The sequence below is a fragment of the Vibrio sp. 1874 genome (assembly GCF_033344395.1).
GTDB lineage: Bacteria > Pseudomonadota > Gammaproteobacteria > Enterobacterales > Vibrionaceae > Vibrio > Vibrio alginolyticus.
This window is the reverse complement of record NZ_JAWPOR010000010.1, coordinates 74709-90442: the sequence shown is the minus strand read 5'-3', so window position 1 is coordinate 90442 and position 15734 is coordinate 74709. Positions and strand designations below refer to the sequence as shown.

General features: G+C 44.2%; 19 protein-coding genes and 1 pseudogene. All 20 read right to left on the bottom strand.

The genetic code is table 11. The features are described from left to right. Nucleotides 1-71: 71 nt before the first annotated feature. The 20 genes and pseudogenes from R8N46_RS17200 to R8N46_RS17105 all read right to left on the bottom strand — a co-directional run bounded on the left by R8N46_RS17200 (nucleotide 72) and on the right by R8N46_RS17105 (nucleotide 15433). Nucleotides 72-1550, bottom strand: coding sequence for a CesT family type III secretion system chaperone (locus R8N46_RS17200; protein WP_213972512.1), 1479 nt, complete (start codon nucleotides 1548-1550; stop codon nucleotides 72-74). Nucleotides 1551-1559: 9 nt separating this feature from the next. After that, nucleotides 1560-2018: a CesT family type III secretion system chaperone gene (locus R8N46_RS17195; RefSeq protein ID WP_005387141.1), complete on the bottom strand. Its 459-nt coding sequence runs from the start codon at nucleotides 2016-2018 to the stop codon at nucleotides 1560-1562. Between the two features lie 230 nt (nucleotides 2019-2248). Further along, nucleotides 2249-3226 (bottom strand): type III secretion system effector VopR, encoded by a 978-nt coding sequence (gene vopR / locus R8N46_RS17190; RefSeq protein ID WP_017634551.1) that lies wholly within the window; start codon nucleotides 3224-3226, stop codon nucleotides 2249-2251. A 10-nt stretch (nucleotides 3227-3236) separates the two neighbouring features. Beyond that, nucleotides 3237-3683: a type III secretion system chaperone gene (locus R8N46_RS17185; RefSeq protein ID WP_025998614.1), complete on the bottom strand. Its 447-nt coding sequence runs from the start codon at nucleotides 3681-3683 to the stop codon at nucleotides 3237-3239. A 268-nt stretch (nucleotides 3684-3951) separates the two neighbouring features. After that, a pseudogene (locus tag R8N46_RS17180) lies at nucleotides 3952-4065 on the bottom strand (IS200/IS605 family transposase); the annotation flags it as partial. 149 nt (nucleotides 4066-4214) lie between these two features. Then, a complete protein-coding gene (locus tag R8N46_RS17175) occupies nucleotides 4215-5378 on the bottom strand; it encodes a VopS family T3SS effector adenosine monophosphate-protein transferase (RefSeq protein ID WP_104975357.1) in 1164 nt (387 codons plus the stop codon). Nucleotides 5379-5381: 3 nt separating this feature from the next. Then, complete coding sequence (locus tag R8N46_RS17170) at nucleotides 5382-5813, bottom strand: type III secretion system chaperone (RefSeq protein ID WP_104975358.1); 432 nt, start codon at nucleotides 5811-5813, stop codon at nucleotides 5382-5384. A 185-nt stretch (nucleotides 5814-5998) separates the two neighbouring features. After that, nucleotides 5999-6637 (bottom strand): HrpE/YscL family type III secretion apparatus protein, encoded by a 639-nt coding sequence (locus tag R8N46_RS17165; RefSeq protein WP_005387146.1) that lies wholly within the window; start codon nucleotides 6635-6637, stop codon nucleotides 5999-6001. After that, nucleotides 6616-7281 (bottom strand): SctK family type III secretion system sorting platform protein VscK, encoded by a 666-nt coding sequence (vscK, locus tag R8N46_RS17160; RefSeq protein ID WP_005387147.1) that lies wholly within the window; start codon nucleotides 7279-7281, stop codon nucleotides 6616-6618. Before vscK ends, R8N46_RS17165 begins: the two co-directional genes overlap by 22 nt. Then, nucleotides 7274-8020 carry a type III secretion system inner membrane ring lipoprotein SctJ gene (sctJ, locus tag R8N46_RS17155; RefSeq protein ID WP_086012989.1) on the bottom strand — a complete coding sequence of 249 codons (747 nt, stop codon included), beginning with the start codon at nucleotides 8018-8020 and terminating at the stop codon, nucleotides 7274-7276. The genes vscK and sctJ overlap by 8 nt, the downstream gene beginning before the upstream one ends. After that, a complete protein-coding gene (gene sctI, locus R8N46_RS17150; RefSeq protein WP_005387149.1) occupies nucleotides 8020-8364 on the bottom strand; it encodes a type III secretion system inner rod subunit SctI in 345 nt (114 codons plus the stop codon). Before sctI ends, sctJ begins: the two co-directional genes overlap by 1 nt. Nucleotides 8365-8372: 8 nt before the next feature. Further along, nucleotides 8373-9008: a YopR family T3SS polymerization control protein gene (locus tag R8N46_RS17145; protein WP_017821342.1), complete on the bottom strand. Its 636-nt coding sequence runs from the start codon at nucleotides 9006-9008 to the stop codon at nucleotides 8373-8375. Beyond that, nucleotides 9005-9364, bottom strand: a complete 360-nt coding sequence (locus tag R8N46_RS17140) for a YscG family type III secretion system chaperone (protein WP_005377200.1) — start codon at nucleotides 9362-9364, stop codon at nucleotides 9005-9007. Before R8N46_RS17140 ends, R8N46_RS17145 begins: the two co-directional genes overlap by 4 nt. Before the next feature lie 3 nt (nucleotides 9365-9367). Further along, a complete protein-coding gene (gene sctF / locus R8N46_RS17135; protein WP_005377199.1) occupies nucleotides 9368-9616 on the bottom strand; it encodes a type III secretion system needle filament subunit SctF in 249 nt (82 codons plus the stop codon). 18 nt (nucleotides 9617-9634) lie between these two features. Continuing rightward, nucleotides 9635-9838 carry an EscE/YscE/SsaE family type III secretion system needle protein co-chaperone gene (locus R8N46_RS17130; protein WP_104975359.1) on the bottom strand — a complete coding sequence of 68 codons (204 nt, stop codon included), beginning with the start codon at nucleotides 9836-9838 and terminating at the stop codon, nucleotides 9635-9637. Further along, complete coding sequence (gene sctD, locus R8N46_RS17125) at nucleotides 9825-11126, bottom strand: type III secretion system inner membrane ring subunit SctD (protein ID WP_017821344.1); 1302 nt, start codon at nucleotides 11124-11126, stop codon at nucleotides 9825-9827. The genes R8N46_RS17130 and sctD overlap by 14 nt, the downstream gene beginning before the upstream one ends. Nucleotides 11127-11131: 5 nt before the next feature. Beyond that, nucleotides 11132-13006, bottom strand: a complete 1875-nt coding sequence (gene sctC, locus R8N46_RS17120; protein WP_212733989.1) for a type III secretion system outer membrane ring subunit SctC — start codon at nucleotides 13004-13006, stop codon at nucleotides 11132-11134. Then, complete coding sequence (locus R8N46_RS17115; RefSeq protein WP_053304384.1) at nucleotides 13003-13431, bottom strand: YscB family type III secretion system chaperone; 429 nt, start codon at nucleotides 13429-13431, stop codon at nucleotides 13003-13005. The genes sctC and R8N46_RS17115 overlap by 4 nt, the downstream gene beginning before the upstream one ends. A 12-nt stretch (nucleotides 13432-13443) precedes the next feature. Continuing rightward, the gene (locus tag R8N46_RS17110) at nucleotides 13444-14424 is read right to left on the bottom strand and encodes a T3SS regulon anti-activator ExsD domain-containing protein (RefSeq protein ID WP_005377193.1); all 981 of its coding nucleotides are present in this window, start codon (nucleotides 14422-14424) and stop codon (nucleotides 13444-13446) included. Between the two features lie 148 nt (nucleotides 14425-14572). Next, entirely contained in the window at nucleotides 14573-15433 is an 861-nt protein-coding gene (locus tag R8N46_RS17105; RefSeq protein WP_042523810.1) for an AraC family transcriptional regulator, read from the bottom strand. Between the last annotated feature and the right edge of the window lie 301 nt (nucleotides 15434-15734).

Genomic DNA, 15734 nt, shown 5'->3' with positions numbered 1-15734 from the left:
AGCCCCAAAAAGGAACGCTGACGGTAGATAAAGTAAGGAGCAGCACCTACTCCCTACTTTACCATTTGAAATTACACCCAGCCTTCTGCCAAGTACATCAATCGCAATTGACTTGGTGAGCCTAGTTTTTCTAGCGCATCTAATTGGACGTCACTCAGGTTTGGGCATTTATCAAGATAAACTCGTCCGTTTGCTGCATCTAGGGGGAGCTTGTAGGTGAGCTTTTCGTTTATTTTACTTGCTTCCCCTTTATCAATCGCTCGAACAGCTGGCATGAGCCAATCCCAATCTTCTCCTAACAGTTTTTTAAACGCCCCGTTAGCAATAGACTCGGTTTTACTTGGTGCATCCTCTGGGCTTAGCTTCAAGATAGAGTCTACGTCAGAAACCAAGTGCTCACTTGGCTCTGAACCCAACATCTTTTTCAGTGTTAATCGAGCGGTTTCCATCTCTTGTGCCTCTTTAGGCGCTTGAGGAGAAGTCATTGCAGTATTCTCCTTAGGACCAAGGTACGCCATTAATGCGCGGACAGAAGCCGGATCTTGCATACTGAAGGTAAAGTCTCCTTTGGCATTGGAAACTTCAAGTCTAGGTAAAACACCAGACATTTCACCTTGCATAAGTTGCTTTTTTACTTCCGTATTTAACCCGTATGCCCCAGCTTGGTTCGCCACAAAACCACCGCCGCTCATGATAGCAGTCGTTGCCGCAGAACCGATTGCCTCTTTTGCTATCGGTGTGACGCCCACCGTTGCTACAGAGCTAACACCGAACGTGCCCAGGCTCCCCGTCGCCATACCTAACGTAGCTCCAATGCCACCTTCAGCCGACAGTATCGCATGACCTTGAGCCAAGGTTTGCTGCATCGGCATAGAAAGACGTTGATCTCGCCCTGGCAGCTGTGAAATTTGTTCTAACTGATGATGGTAAGCCTCAGCATCACCATTTACGGCCGCTTTGTGCAACTCTCGACCTGTAGAAATCAATAAGCCAACGCCAGGTAATGCCAAGTTAATAACGGCGTTCACACCAGAACCTTTTAGCTTTTCTTTGCCCATCTGTAACAGTTCAGCAGCGAAGCCATCCATTTTTCCTGGATACTGGGCTTCTAAACTCACCTGCATACGCGGATCTTTGCTGATCGCATCAAACGTATTTTTAAGCTGCTGGTACGTATCGCTGCTCACTTTTATTTCATCCAATAGGCTGACAACTTCTAAGATTTTACGCTCAGTAAGTGGCTCACCGCGATAGCCTGAAGGACTCACTAGGGAGTAAGCCAACAGCGCAACCTCAGGTTTTTCTTGCTTAAGTAGCGCTTGTTTTAAATCAAGGTGAGTTTTGATGTTTTCTTGGAAAAACTTAGTGTATTTGCTTCTCAATACGCCTTCGTGAATAGAAGCAAACTTGTGACCTTTGTGGAATGTGGAAGGCTCTTTTACTTCACCTCTTTTGCTGATCACTCGGTCATCTTTTTGCGCAGCAACTGCACGAAACTGTTCTAGATCAGGTACTGGGCTTGGGCTGATTTTTTGTGTTGTATTAACCATTTTTCTCTCCTACACACGAAGTGATTGAACATGAGCTTGTTCATGATTAGAGGTGGTTGGAATCGCTTGATCCAACATTGCGAAACGCGCTTGCCACAGCTCGGCCTGTTCAATAACTTCGTGAAACCAAGCGGTAAGGTTCGTCGTATTTAGATGCTCAACGGGTTTACGTCCTGCTAAGACAAGCTGGCGACCATTTGGAGCTAAAGCAAGTGCGAGGCTGCCACTACCAATTCCTTGATAGTTAGCATGAGCAAGAAGCTCTAAACCTTTTAGTCGTTGTTCACCGGATTTTTCTAACCCTCCGAACGTTACAGACAACATCAAGTCATCCGTATCTGTCGCGATGAAATACAACATGTAGCGATCATCGACCAGTAGCTGACAACGTTCATTTTCTTCAAAATTCAGTTCGGGCAACTCATTGAGTTGGCAAAACTCCAAGAGCAGTTGTTGAATCGTGTTCATAACTTTTTCCTTTTGTTTCAATAACTCTATTGAACAACGATTGCAGATTGAACGATGTCGGTAATGGCTTTATTTTTGTCACTTTTTCGCCTGCATTGTGAGGTTTTCCGCAGAAATCTCGCTCTAAAAACGAGTTTCCAGAGTAATAAAAAAGAGCAGCTCAGGGCTGCTCTTTCAATAAAGGTTAGATGCTTAGCATGGTGTATTTGCTCACTTCTTTTGCAGAGTGACTAACCCAGTTTATGGCTATCAAAAATGACTTCTGTTGGCGGGAACATATTCGAAACAGGTGGTCGTTGTGCATCTCCAAACATTGGTGCACCGAATGCAGATGTCGCCCACGGGTCAACAATTTTCACATCCTTACTCCACGTTGATGGATCTTTTATGTCGCTCCCCTCTTGTCGACCAACCAGTACATAAAGGTGTGTACCTGAATGACCCTTTTTAAACGCAACCACTTCTACTTTGGGTTCACTTTCAGGTGTTCCTGACATGCCTTGAATCATCTCAGCGGCGGCAGCAAAGGCAAATGTAGTACAGCAGCCGGCTTTCGCGGTTTGTACTGCCTTAGCAATGTTCTGTAGAGTGCTTAATTGCGGTGCGGTTCCTCTTTGTGCTGCAGCTTGAACTCCGTTTGCGGACATCGTCGCTCTGTGATCTTGCATGATTCGCGCTTGATCCGCGTGAAGCTCTTTTAGTCGTGGCTTTCCTTTTGTTTCATAAAACTGTGACCCCTTAACACCGAACGTATTTAAGTCCGTACAGGCAAAATCACCAAGCTTTTGAAGGTTGGCTTTATGTTCGTTGATAAGCGCGACACTCGATGAGGCTTTATTGGTTTTGGAAGAAAAGGCTGCCGTTTGTGCAGTGGGCCAATTTGAGCTAGGGCCAGACGACAATCTCTCAAGATTTTTCAGGCTCCCAAGCGTTAACTTATTTTCACCGTTCAACACATTTTTCAGCATCAGCTTCGCAACATCTTTAGGAATACCTTGCTTAGTAAGCAGGTTCACTACAATATCTTTCGCTTTATTCTGGTGGCTAATACGCGCGCTGATACTTTTATTTTTTGGTGCGCCCTCTTTAACAAAAATATCTTTACCGTTGTGTGCTCGAACCTCTTTGTCGTCAGCTTGATTTTGTGTCGCCAAATGTGACGTTAACTGACTCAACGAGTGCATGTGCGATGTATTAATATTGACCATGTGTGATGCCTTAAACTTGAATAAATGCGTGTACGTCTGTTTGGCTAAAATCTACAACCGTGTTGTTTTGAAATAACTGTCCCCAAGTATCAACTAATTCGTTCAACTGAATGATTAAGTTAGCAATGTTGGTGAGTTCACTTCCAGTCGCGATAGCAACTTGAAGAACAACGTCTTTGCGTGTTGGATTCACACAAAACTGCACACCACCTGTTTCTCGATACAAAAAGTTGTATTCAAGTAAAACTTGAAGTTTATCTAGCGTAATATCATTACGTTCTATAAGCAGGTTTTTGGAAATCAATAACTCGCCTTTTTCCTCTACGAGCAGAACATCGACACTGTTGTTTTCAGCAAAATGCAGTGACCACATTTGATCGTCATACGCTGTCACGCGCTCAAGGTTCAGCACTTCTCCTAGCTCAGAGAGAAGCATATTAATCTTTCCTGTATCCATGTTGTGTCCTGTCTAATTTATTATAACTAAGTGACATCGATATATTTATTTCAGCGAAGCCACTTGGGTATAACGGCTCATTTAAATAAGCGAATAAGGATAAAAGAGATTTTATGGCGAGATAGAAACCGACACTTTATTTCAACGTCTCATTTTTATTGCTATTAGCCGTTTTATTGAGAAGAAAAATTAAGGTTAAGCTGGAAAGTAAATTACCACCTTCTAAAGAAGGTGGCTTTGTGTGAGCCCCCTAAAAGGGGGCCTTTGTTTAGTCCAGCACCAATTGCTGCTGCTCTACTCGCTCTTGCTTCTCTTGATGTCTTACATATCGGCGTATTATTTCTTCATTGATTCCAACACTATCGACAAAATAGCCTCTTTGACTTCTGGAAAAATCAAAGATGCATTTAGCATGACTAGATTTACAGGCAAAGCCGAAGCGGATGATAACCACCTACTGAAGTAGGTGGTTTAGGGCTGAAAATAAAAGAGCGGCAATCGCCGCTCCAAAAATTAAATAGAAGTAGAAAATCACTTAATACCGTGAAGGCTATTTTCTGCATCCATAGCTAAAGGATTGAACGAGTCGTTACGAAGTTCTGCTATCGCGTATAGCATACGCCCCATGCGACCATTTCCATCGGTAAAGCCATGGTACCCGATAACTCCGGCGAACAAATGTTTACCTAAGTCTTTATCTTCTACAGGGTTCTCTTTCAAAAAGCCTTCAATGTGCTGCTTTAACATGCCCTCACCGCCAATACTTGAAGGCAAAGTGCCACCCGAAATATTTGGCCCTCGGTAATCACGCTCAACATTAGGCACCAATCGAGCGTGTAGCTCTTTTAGGTTTTCCATATTCAATAAGTCTTTACCATTAGACGCGTATTCTTTCAGTAAAGACGTAATATTTTCGGCATCGTTTCCTTTAGAGTTAGAAGCATTAATGATCCACGCCGCAGCTCTTTCAACATTATTGGTTACGCCACTTTTGTTAAACACGTCCTCTGCCAGTCCTTCAGCGTATACACCTTGGCTTAGATCTGTGCTTGCTAGACCTTCGATATGACGTTGCGCCGATTTAAGATGCATCACCTCCATATCAAACACCGCTTGCATTTGATTAATGCTACCTGCCGGGTTTTTCTGCGCTGCAGATACACCACCGCCGTAGTCCTTTACTACACGTCCAGCAAGCGACTTCGCTGCACTTTCGCCAATCAGTGATGTGAGGTTTTTACCAGAATCGGTTTCTAACATTGCCTCTGTCATCGCTCGTTCTGCTAACTGGTTTAGCTCAGCAGAGTTCGACTGAACTGATTTACTGTCTAACTTCGCAAAGGCATTTAAGACATCTGATGCGGTTTTTATGCTACCATCTTTGAAGAACATTTGTCCATGCTCAACAGAAGAAGCAGCTTGTAAACGCTGAGCTTGTCCTTGCTCATTATCAAATACGGCTTTTGTAAGGGCTTTCGCTACCGATTGTGGGCTACCTTCGCGAAACAGTTTTCCTGTCGCTTCAAAAAATCGCGCTACTGCACCATTCGTAGGATTGGCGCGAGTAAATTCTTGGGTCGCTGCGTTAATTTGGTATTCTTTGCCACCAATACTCAGCTTACCTTCGTTAAGTATCTCGTTACGAGCTTGCGGCATGGCAGCCTGCAACGCGCTAACACTTCCAAAACTGATCATGTTTTAAACCCTTAATGTGGAAAAATGAGTGGTATTCGTTTCCGGTACTTCGGTTGTTTTATTGGTTACTTCTTGTGTATTCGCACTTTTTAACCACTCGATGAAATTCGCAAATGACTCATCGAAAAAAGATGCAGTTAGCAGTTGCTGAGGCAGGTGTATGAAACCGATATATCCGATCTCTTCCTCCCAGCATACCGCTGGAGAGCCTTGCGTTAAGGCATCTTTCATATGTTGATGCAAAATATCAGCACTCGGTTTATTACCTGAAATCAGCCCGATAAGCGTCACACGATCTTCTTGTGCACGAATTGTGATTGCTGTGTTTTGCTCAACGAGTAGATGGCAACAATCATCCTCATCAAAAACCAACGGCTCCAATTGGCAGCGGCTGGCAAAATCTGTCAGTAAAGAAGTTATAAATCCATTAGCCATTCGACTAAATAATCCTATTTTTGTTGTTTTAGAGGCGCTGCTTGGTTGCAACACTTATCAACTAAGCAGCTTTCTTAGGTGTATTCTTAAGGATTTATGGCAGTGAATATTTTAGAAATGGTCGGATTTTTTTTGTTTAAAGGCATTAAAATGAAAAAACTCAGCAAGTGCTGAGTTTTTGAGGTTTATTCATGAATCGTAATTTTACGCTCGCTGAGCTGCTTCACCATGGCTTGCTTTAATGCATGCAGCTGTCCATCAATACTGGCGTCGATGATCCCAACTTCTGTTTCCAAAATGCAGCCTCCATTTTTCAAGCGCGCATCTGCTACCACGTCAACGTAACCGACTTCAGGGAAATCACTTAATACACCAGCCACCTTTTCTCTCACCTCAACAACCTGCTCTGGGTGGACATGTAAAATGACCTGCTTTTGGTTGCTCACCAGTTGCAACGCTTCTCGAACTACACTCACCGTGGTATCGACATCATCGAAGGTATCGATGATCTTACGTACTGCTTCTAACACCACACCTGTCATTTTTTCTTCGACTTGCTGATAGTAGTCATTACAACGTGCTAAGGTTTCAACCATCGTTTGCGCATTTTCAATCTTGGCTTGTGCAAGGCCATCTTGATAACCACGTTGTTTTTCGGTTTCGTAGGCTTGTTGGGCATTAGCAATGATGCTTTCAGCTTTGGAGTTCGCGGCTTCAACTAAGTGTTGCGAATCCAGATAACTGGCATAATCTTTCGCTTTCAGCACCTTTAAGCCAGGTGCCAGCTGCAAATTGTCTGTTTTTATTTCAACAAATGAAACCATTGAGGAATAACCTGTTTTGCGATTTTTTTTGTGAGTCGATACGCCAGATCTCGTTGATCCGCTTCCAACCAGTTAGCTGTTTCCGCGTTTTCGCTAAGTTGCTTTTCTAATTTGAATTGCCAACGAAGAACAACATCTTCCGGTGAGTTAATCAAAATAAACCTCATCCAAAAATATCCCAGCGCCCTCATGCTTGCTTCAACAGACCTTTCATCCAATAGTTCTGGTAACGAACGCTGCCAGCCTTGCGGCCAGCTGGATAACAGCATAGGCCCGTTTTGAATTAAGAACCGAGCGCCTTCCAAACCAAAAACGTTGTTCAGAACCTGTTTCGGGCGTTTTAAAACAACGCCTCGCATTGCCACACAGTGTAAAGCTCCGCCCACCATCAATACGAGTTGGTTCAACGCATCCGCTGGGAGCAACGCCAAGCTATGGCAAGGTTTGTTAAAAGCCGTCTCAGGAACGGGAGATAACGCCCACTCATTTATGCACCATTGGTTAAACATGGGGTTATCTCTCCAGCCTTCGATATTTAGTAACCAAGGCTGCTTTTGCTCTATCCAACTTCTATGGATGTACTGGCAAGGCGCATAGTTAAACTGGTGTTGTACCTGCGCGAGTGGTGTTTCTGGTTTAACCACGCTTCGTGTTCCTACGACACCATGTAAAAGTAGCGATATTTGAGCCGATGAGTGCCGCTACCAAGAACACCAAAATGGCGATAAGATTATTCGCCGTCTCTTTGGTGACCTGAACCGACAAAATGCTTTTAAATTGATTGTTTTGAGTAGCAACTCGAACCTCTGATGAGGGTACCATCACTACGCTGATTCGATCGTAGTTCAGCCCCTCAATGCTATTGTTCACTAATAATTTGATCTGCGGAACATATGAATCAAGCGCAATATCTGCTGCGTGTTTAATAAATACGGAGGCAGAAGCTGGAGTTGGGCGCTCTCCTGGACGCAGATCTTGATCTTCCAAAACAACATGAACACGTGCCACCAGCACGCCATCAATCTGAGATAAGGTTGACGAGAGCTCTTGAGATTTCGCATACACCAAACGGGCTCGTTCTGCTAATGGTGACGAGATCAAATCGTCTTTAGGAAACACCTCTTTCAGTGTAGAAAACTGCTCTCTTGGATAACCTTTTCGCTTTAGCGCATCTACCGCGAAGGCGATTTGAGAACTGTCTACCATTAACTTGACGGTGTTGTCTTTGTCAGGTTCTTTTGTTGCAACGACACCTTCGGATAGTAAGATCGACAACATCTCATTACCCTCTTTCTGAGTAACGTTGGTGTATAGCTCGGTCTGACAACCTACCAGAAACAACGTGAGCATGATGAAAACTGCTCTCATTTTATTCATCATCACTATTGTGCCTTCAATAAGGTTTCTACGTTTTGTGTGGTTTTACCCACGGTTTTCGCGATCAGCTCTTCTTGAAAAGTAATGCGTGTCAGCGCCCACTGCATTTGCAGTAATTGCGCCGGATCATCACCCACCATCTTCATGTTGTCTTGCAGGTTACTTTTCGCGTTATCGATAGTGTTTTTCAACTCGCTGATGTTTTCTAGCAAACCTCCCTCCAGGCCATTACTTGCCTCGGGAACCGACATGGCTTGCTCAAAACGTTCGCTTAAACCGTCTTCGACTTGCGCATCCTGCAACTTATCAATGTTGGTTTGCATCACCTCGGTGTACTGCGTGTTTATCATATGTACTCCTAAGATAAATCTAACTTGTGACTGTGAGTCATGATGTTTTTCACCATCGCATTTTTTTGGATCATGAAGCTAAGTTCATCACGAACCATGTCCAGTGTTGATGCCATATCAGGTAACGACTTCAACTCTGCCCAGCAATGCCATAAGGCTTGTTCTTTCTGGGCACCCAGTGGAAAATGCTGCGCTAGCATTGCTTTTAGTGCTGTTTTATCAGCAGGTGGTTCGGCAATAAGCTGTCCCGAAAAACTCCCTAGTAACTCCTGCTTCAACACCTTTAACAAATCAGATTGTGGCTGCTCGTTGCCTTTTGCACTCTTCGCCTCATGAAAGGCGTACCACATTGCCTCTCGTTTAACTTGAGGGTCGGAAAACGCTTCATTTAACGATGATAAGACACTTTGTTTACTGACAACCTCTGCGTCTTTTAATGATTCGTACCACGCTTTAATCTCCGCCAGTTTCGCTTCTGTTTTCTCTAGCGTCTCTTTTGGAGAAACATGTGAAACTTGCTCTTGCTTGTCACTTCGCTCCATGAGTGCTTTCATCTTGTCTTCATCGCTCCGCTCATAATGGCGCGACTCCGACTGACGCAAAGATTGGTGTTGAAGACTTAGGTTGCTTGAATCAATGATCATCCAAGATTCCTAATGTCCTGAGAAAAGCTCGCAGCAAATGCTTGGCTTTCTTCGCTTCCTTGTGACGCAAGTTCTACCCAGCTTTCCGCTTTGCTCAGTAAACCGGCTTTGGCCGAAGCAAGAGCCGCTAAGCTGATCAGATCTGGATAGGCATTACAAAGTGGTTCGAGTAATTGATGAGCCTCTTCATACAAGCCTTTATTCATGAGGCTCATTGCACGAATCATCGCAACGGTCTCTTCAGAACCTGAGCTTGCTTCAAGGCCATCTGCAATCGTGTTGGCTTCTTGATGACGATGCATACCTGTTGCCATCAGCGCGATTTCAGCCAGCAGTTGGCGCGTTTCTCGTTCCATGCTTTACACCTTCTGGAGAATCGACTGCATCACATCTTTAATCGCACGAGTGGTGGTCGCATTGATATTGTAAACAACAGACCATTTGTTGATCGCGTGCTGAAGCTCGGCAAGCTTTGATGGATCATCGGCATTGGTTTCTAGGTTCTTGATGGCTGCCGTCACTTCTGTGTTAGCATCTTTCGCTTGTTGTTCTAACTTAGCTTTAACATCATCAAGGTTTACACTGTTACTAGCATCGTAAAATGACATAAGACTTCCTCGTATTTTTTAGTTAGCTTCGTATGATTCAACGACCGCATAGGCGGCTGTGTAAGCGTCATACTGTTTGAGTAGCAATTGGTACTGCTGTGGTGAGCACCCTAAATCCAACTGACGTTTCACCACCGCTTGTGCTTCTAAGAGCTTGCTCTTAATCTTGTGCGCTTCCGCACCGTTTGTGTCGTTATTTAAAATTTGTTCAAGATTTGTCATTGTTCGTCTCGCCTTCATATCCGAGTTCTATTGTTATCACCCGCCCGCCTTTAACCAACTCAATACCAGCAGGTGTAACACTGGATATTCGGTAGCCCTGAGGCGTTCTTGCACCGACCATATAGCGAACGTTATCGGTCAGAATCACATATGGAACCTGGCCAAAGTTAACGCTACGAAACGGGAAATCGATGTTGGTACCTTTACTCACCTTAGGTATGGATTTCAAAACTAAGTACGGTTTCTCACCATATTGTTCCCGGAAGTCTCGGGTCACACCGTAAAATCGAGTCGTTTCGATATCATCAAGCTCACCACGAACCTCGATGCGATCACCGCTGGTGACCAACTGGACTTTTTTCAGTAGCTCCGCATCCGTCAATAACGCTTTTAGCGTATCCATGTAGGCACCCGCTCGCTGCAGTTCAACCTTCCACGCAACAAGACCAGGCACGTCTCGCTCCAAGATTTGTTCAACTTGGTTCCAGCGGCTTGCATCATCGATATAGCCCGTCAGCAGCAGTGTGCCGGTCTCATCACCATTTTCGACTTTCACTTGGTGATAGCCGAGGTTGCGCAAAATAAATCGAACCCCGCGACGGATTTCTTCCATCGTTCTTAAGTCACTTTTGTAATTGATGCCCAATACATCAATTCGACCAAGCAGATCGAGTTTCTGTGTTCGGTCTTCAACATAGCCCTCTAAGACTGCTTGGCGTGCGGCGGCATTCCATTCCACACGAACGTCGCTAAGTTTGAGCTCGCCTAAGATGTTACGTACCAAAACAATGGGTTCTGCTTCTGTAACAATTTCATTGTTGTTTCCGTTAGCTTGGCTGTACCACATACCGGCAAAAATGACACTCGGGACAAAACTACAAAGCAAAGCGATGAGCGTTGTTTTTTTCCAGCTAGAGCGTTGCACAGCAACCACAGGTGTATTCTGTTGGCTAGATTCGTCGCTGACGTTACTCACAATTAACGCATCTTCCGCGTATCCCAGAGCGAACTTCACAACGCCGACCGAGACAACAGCATGGCGTGACAACTCGATACCATCACCTGCAACAGCGATGTCTTCACTGTTAATATTTGCCTCTTCGCAGCCTCGTAAAATGACCGAGTCTTGCTGGCAAACGAGGGTGAAATGGTTCGCTTCGACCCCAGCATCAGACAGTACAAGATCAGCAATAAAGTCGTCACTGCCAAGCACGAGAGCACCTTCAGGTAAGGTGACTTCTACTCCGGTATGCACGCCTGATAAAATACGAATTTTCCATTGCTGCATCGCGGTTAAGACTCCTCTGAAGGGCGCACACACTCACTTTGTGAGTCATCACATTCCAATACTTTCACCCGCCAACCCTTTTGCCCTGTTGGTAATTGGCACTGCGTTAATTGAGACGACTTTTTCTGTGACAATAAGTCTTGTTGATAGCGCTCGGCCTGAACCCTCGATGTGCAGCTATATACTTCCACTACCGATTTAAATTCAGCGCTATTGTTGGAGATGTTGTTAAGCCTGCCTATACTTGGTCGCAAGTCATATTCGTTGCCAATCAACACACTATCGCCAATACCATCCACAACAATTCGAGGTTCTAAAATAAACATTCGTACTGTGCGGCGCTTAGTATTGGTATTACTTCTAAACAGCGCGCCTAAATATGGGATGTCTCCTAGCAATGGCACTTTACGTAACTGATGGCTCACTTCATCTCGGTACACACCACCGATAAGTAAGCTTTGCCCTTGTTTAACCGTCGCTAAGGTGCTGATTTCAGTTTTACGAACGGAAGGAAGATCATCGACGCCGCCATCAGCGATCTTTGCACCGTCTTCGAGATGAAGGCTCAGGTTAATTTCAGGTCGTGCAGCAAATCTATCACCAACGATACGTGGGACAATTCTCAGTAACGTGCCATACGTGACCTCTTCCAACGCTGCGGTTTCTTTACCAACCAGCTTGACGTAAAACGTGCTGCTGTTGTTCAGTACCGCTTCGACATTTTCCTGAGTTAACAATGTTGGTCTTGAAACCACTTGAGCACTGCCTTTGGATTCCAATAAACGAATTTGAGCCAGCAAGTAATTTAGGTTGGTTGAATCAAGCAAGGACTTAAAGTTCTGTCCACTGCCGAGCGTCACATCCCCCGAATTCACATCACCTGTTGTTTTGATATCGACAATGCGGTTGTTTCCGACAGACACTCCCGCTCGCCAATCAACGCCTAACTGACTTAAATCGTTGGCACTGATATCGACAATCGATAGCGCGACTTCAATTCTTGATTGCGGCTGGTCTAATTGCGCGACCAGTTTACGATAGAGCGGTAATCGTGCTTGAGTATCACGAACGATAATCGCATTAAGGCCCGGCTCTGCTTCAACTGTTGCACCACCATGAACTGAGGCGGTTTTATTACTTTTTACAGGCTTATCTGAACTGGTAACTTCTTTGCTAGACGCACTCGTCACTTGAGTTTGAACACCAGACACGACCCGTTTTAACACCGATGCGATGCCAGGGACCGTAATTGTCTGATCTCGATATGCAATTTCTCTATCCGTTGCAGAAGCGTACTTCAAAGGAATTATCTCAACGAATAATTCGTCGGTTGAATTCGATTTCTGCAGCAAGCGCGTTTCCAATGCCTCCGCCGTTTGTACCACTAAGTCGACATAACGTGGAGGACCAGCAAGATAGACTAACCCTTTGCTCTCAGCAGCTCTCCAACCATAACGAGAATCCCAAACGCCGGTGGAAATTAACGTACTGCGTAGCTCTCTAGCCGTAAGTAATTCCAATTGAAGTAAACGTGAGCGAGTTTCTGTCGCCTTATAGACATGTAAGACGGCTCCATCGAAATACCACATCAAGTTGTACACTTGCGATAAGTAATCGAGGAATTCCGCCGGATCTTCAGGGGTAAAACGCCCATTCACTCGATCGTTGACTTTGTCACTAACAGAAACCGAGACACGATAATTTGCACCGAAGTTATTCAACAACTCTTTTAATGAGTCATTATCTGCATAGTAGCGGAACGGTTGTTCGGGCCAGTGTAAGTCTGTTGCTTGCGCGTATCCCAAAGGAACAACACTCACTGCGCATAACAATGCCTTTGTTACAGCACGCCTAATGTTGGGAAAGATTTTTAGCATCATGGTAACCACACTGTATGGTTGATTGTGTGGTTCACGCGTTCTTGTTCCAATAATGCAATGTAACGCTCATATAGATTGACGTGCTTAGAAAGCAAAGCAGAGAACCGTTCCACCGAACAGTCCTCAACCCGTACTTTACTTTGCAAAATCAATTGCTGATCATCATTGGTTGTCAGTACGCCGCCATCCTCACGAATGGTTTTTAATGAGAGCTGCATGCAACGTTGTAACGCTTGTTCTTGTTGATAATCTAGATGCTCTTTAAACTGGAAGGGTAACGTCGCTTCCCATAAAATCCATGACGCACGTTGCTTGATGGTCAGTGATAACTGGTCAACCTCGATGTTGTAAGAACCATTTTCTGAGGCAATAAAATCCCCTACCTTTAGCGCTTCCGCTAAAGATTTCATCATCTTATCTAACATTTAACGCCCTATTTAGATCTGGCTGAGGTGATTGCAAGCCTGGCCGCACTGACCACTTTGAGTATCAAAATAGTAGTGATCGATATCACCAACAGTTTGCATGTTCTTGAACCATTGCCATACTTTCGCAACCGCATTTTGGTCGTTGTAAACCACATCGCATGCATCCCAAACTTCGTTCAGCTCAGGGGCTTCAAGTCGCACTTCCGAACACCAATTTTTCCACTCAGAAATAAATTGTTCGGTTGTAGAGGTGTACTCCGCGAACCCTTTCAGCTCGTCTAAAGACGGTTGCCACTTCTCAATTAACAAACGATGACATTCAATCACTTGCAACTGTTGTTCGCTTAACGTCCCAAGTTGCTTTTTAAGTTGATGCTGCTGGCTCTTAATAAGATCGAGTTGCTGTTGAACAAAGACGGCACTAGTGTCTTCCCCTGATAGCTTCGACCAATATTCCTTCTGAATATCGAGTTGATTGATAAGTTGTTCAACTTTAATCGAAGCATGAAGAGCACTTTGATCGACTTGTCGGTTAATCCACTCGTTGAGTGATAAATGGAAACAAAGCATCAACGTTTTTGGGACAGCCAAATTAAAGCGAAAGCCCAGACGAGAGTTGATGTAGTCCAGCCTTTGTTCGAACGTTGTGATTGTGCTGCTATCACTGAGCTGCGATCCAATTTCCAAAAATAAACGCATGGCAAACCGGTCTATCGAAGCACCAAGTTTTTGATACGTTTTAACTAACTGGCTAGCGCATAGGCTATCGACGACATTTCTATCCAACAAGCGTTGAAGTAAAGATAACTGCTCATAATTTATGACGCCTTCACTTAACAATTGTCGGTGATTGACGTGCACAACATTGAGATCCTGCGTAGGTTTCGAGGCGCTTTCATAACGAGCTCCTCTTTGTAAAACAGTCACTTTCCGCTGTGTCACTATGCTGTCTGGAAAAAGCGAACGGCGTCGCCAATGCTGCTTTTTCATTTATGTTCGTCTCCGCACCCCTTTCGAACAATCCAGAAAGAAAGAGATGTAATAATTTTTAATCGTTCGTTGTTACACGATACATAATAGAATTTACACTGGTGAGTGACTTTCAAAATTAGTCAGAAAATTTTAGTCCCAAGTCATTTCATTTCGCGATAGCCACTTGATCGTCTCCCGAACGTACGCGGCTTGGGGTCGTTCCAAAACGACGACGGTAACTCTGCGTAAAGTAAGACTGGCTGGAAAACCCTGCCTCCATCGCCACATCTACAATGCTCATCTTGCTCGTCAACAGCAGTTTATGAGCATGCAGTAGTCGACGCTCACTGATCCAAGCTCTTGGAGAAATGCCATAGTGCTCATTAAAAAGCTCTTTAAAAGTGGTTAAGCTGGCACCAAACTCCTGCGCGTAGTCTGTCAACTTCCATTCTTTTAAGTAATGCTGTTCCATAAATCGACGTAACCGTTCCGACGTACGGTTTGTTTGTTGTGACAGCAACGCATACAGTGATTCTCCTCCTTTGCTGTGTAGCAAGAGAATGAGTAGTTCTTCGTATTTTAGGCACATAATGGCATCAGGGTACGCTTGTTGCTCAAGCGTCTGCATGCTAGAAAGCACTTGTTCAACGAGTATGTTCAAACCAAAAGTAAACAAACCAGAACAAACTTTGTCTACCTTAGGCAGCATCATCAAGAGATCACTGTGTTTTTGCAGCAACTGACTAACGAGTTCACTGTCGTAAGCAATAATCGACGCTTTGTATGCCCCATCTAGCGGAGAGTACTCTAACAAGTAATCTCCTTGGGATAGAAATACCCCATTTTCTGCAGCAACATCGATTGTGCAATCACCTGTTTGAACTCGAAGCTGACCATTGTGAACGACAACAATGTGAGACTGGTCTGAGTGAAATACTTCGTCAGATTTTTCATAGCAGGAAAAACTACGAATTTTTCGTGAACTCGAGTCGACCCTTTCTGAGTTTAGTTGGCCTGACACATCCATTTTCTACCCTTCATTATTTTGAGTTTCTCAGTGCAAATGTTGAGAAACTTTCAAAGCACTACTTTGATTGTTGTTATTTCTAAGTACTGCTGTATGAATTAAAGAAGCAAAGAAAAGAGCATAGAAGTTCTATCACTTACCATACCCCCCGAATAATTAGCAAATAACCCAAGCATTACCTTTACCTAAAGGTAAAGGTTTGACTTAGTAAATTTCTGCTGTCCGTCTTTATTATTTTTATCAGATAGCGTTTATCATTAGCCAAAACTTAAATATCATTTCGTTATTTAAGTTTGGTTGT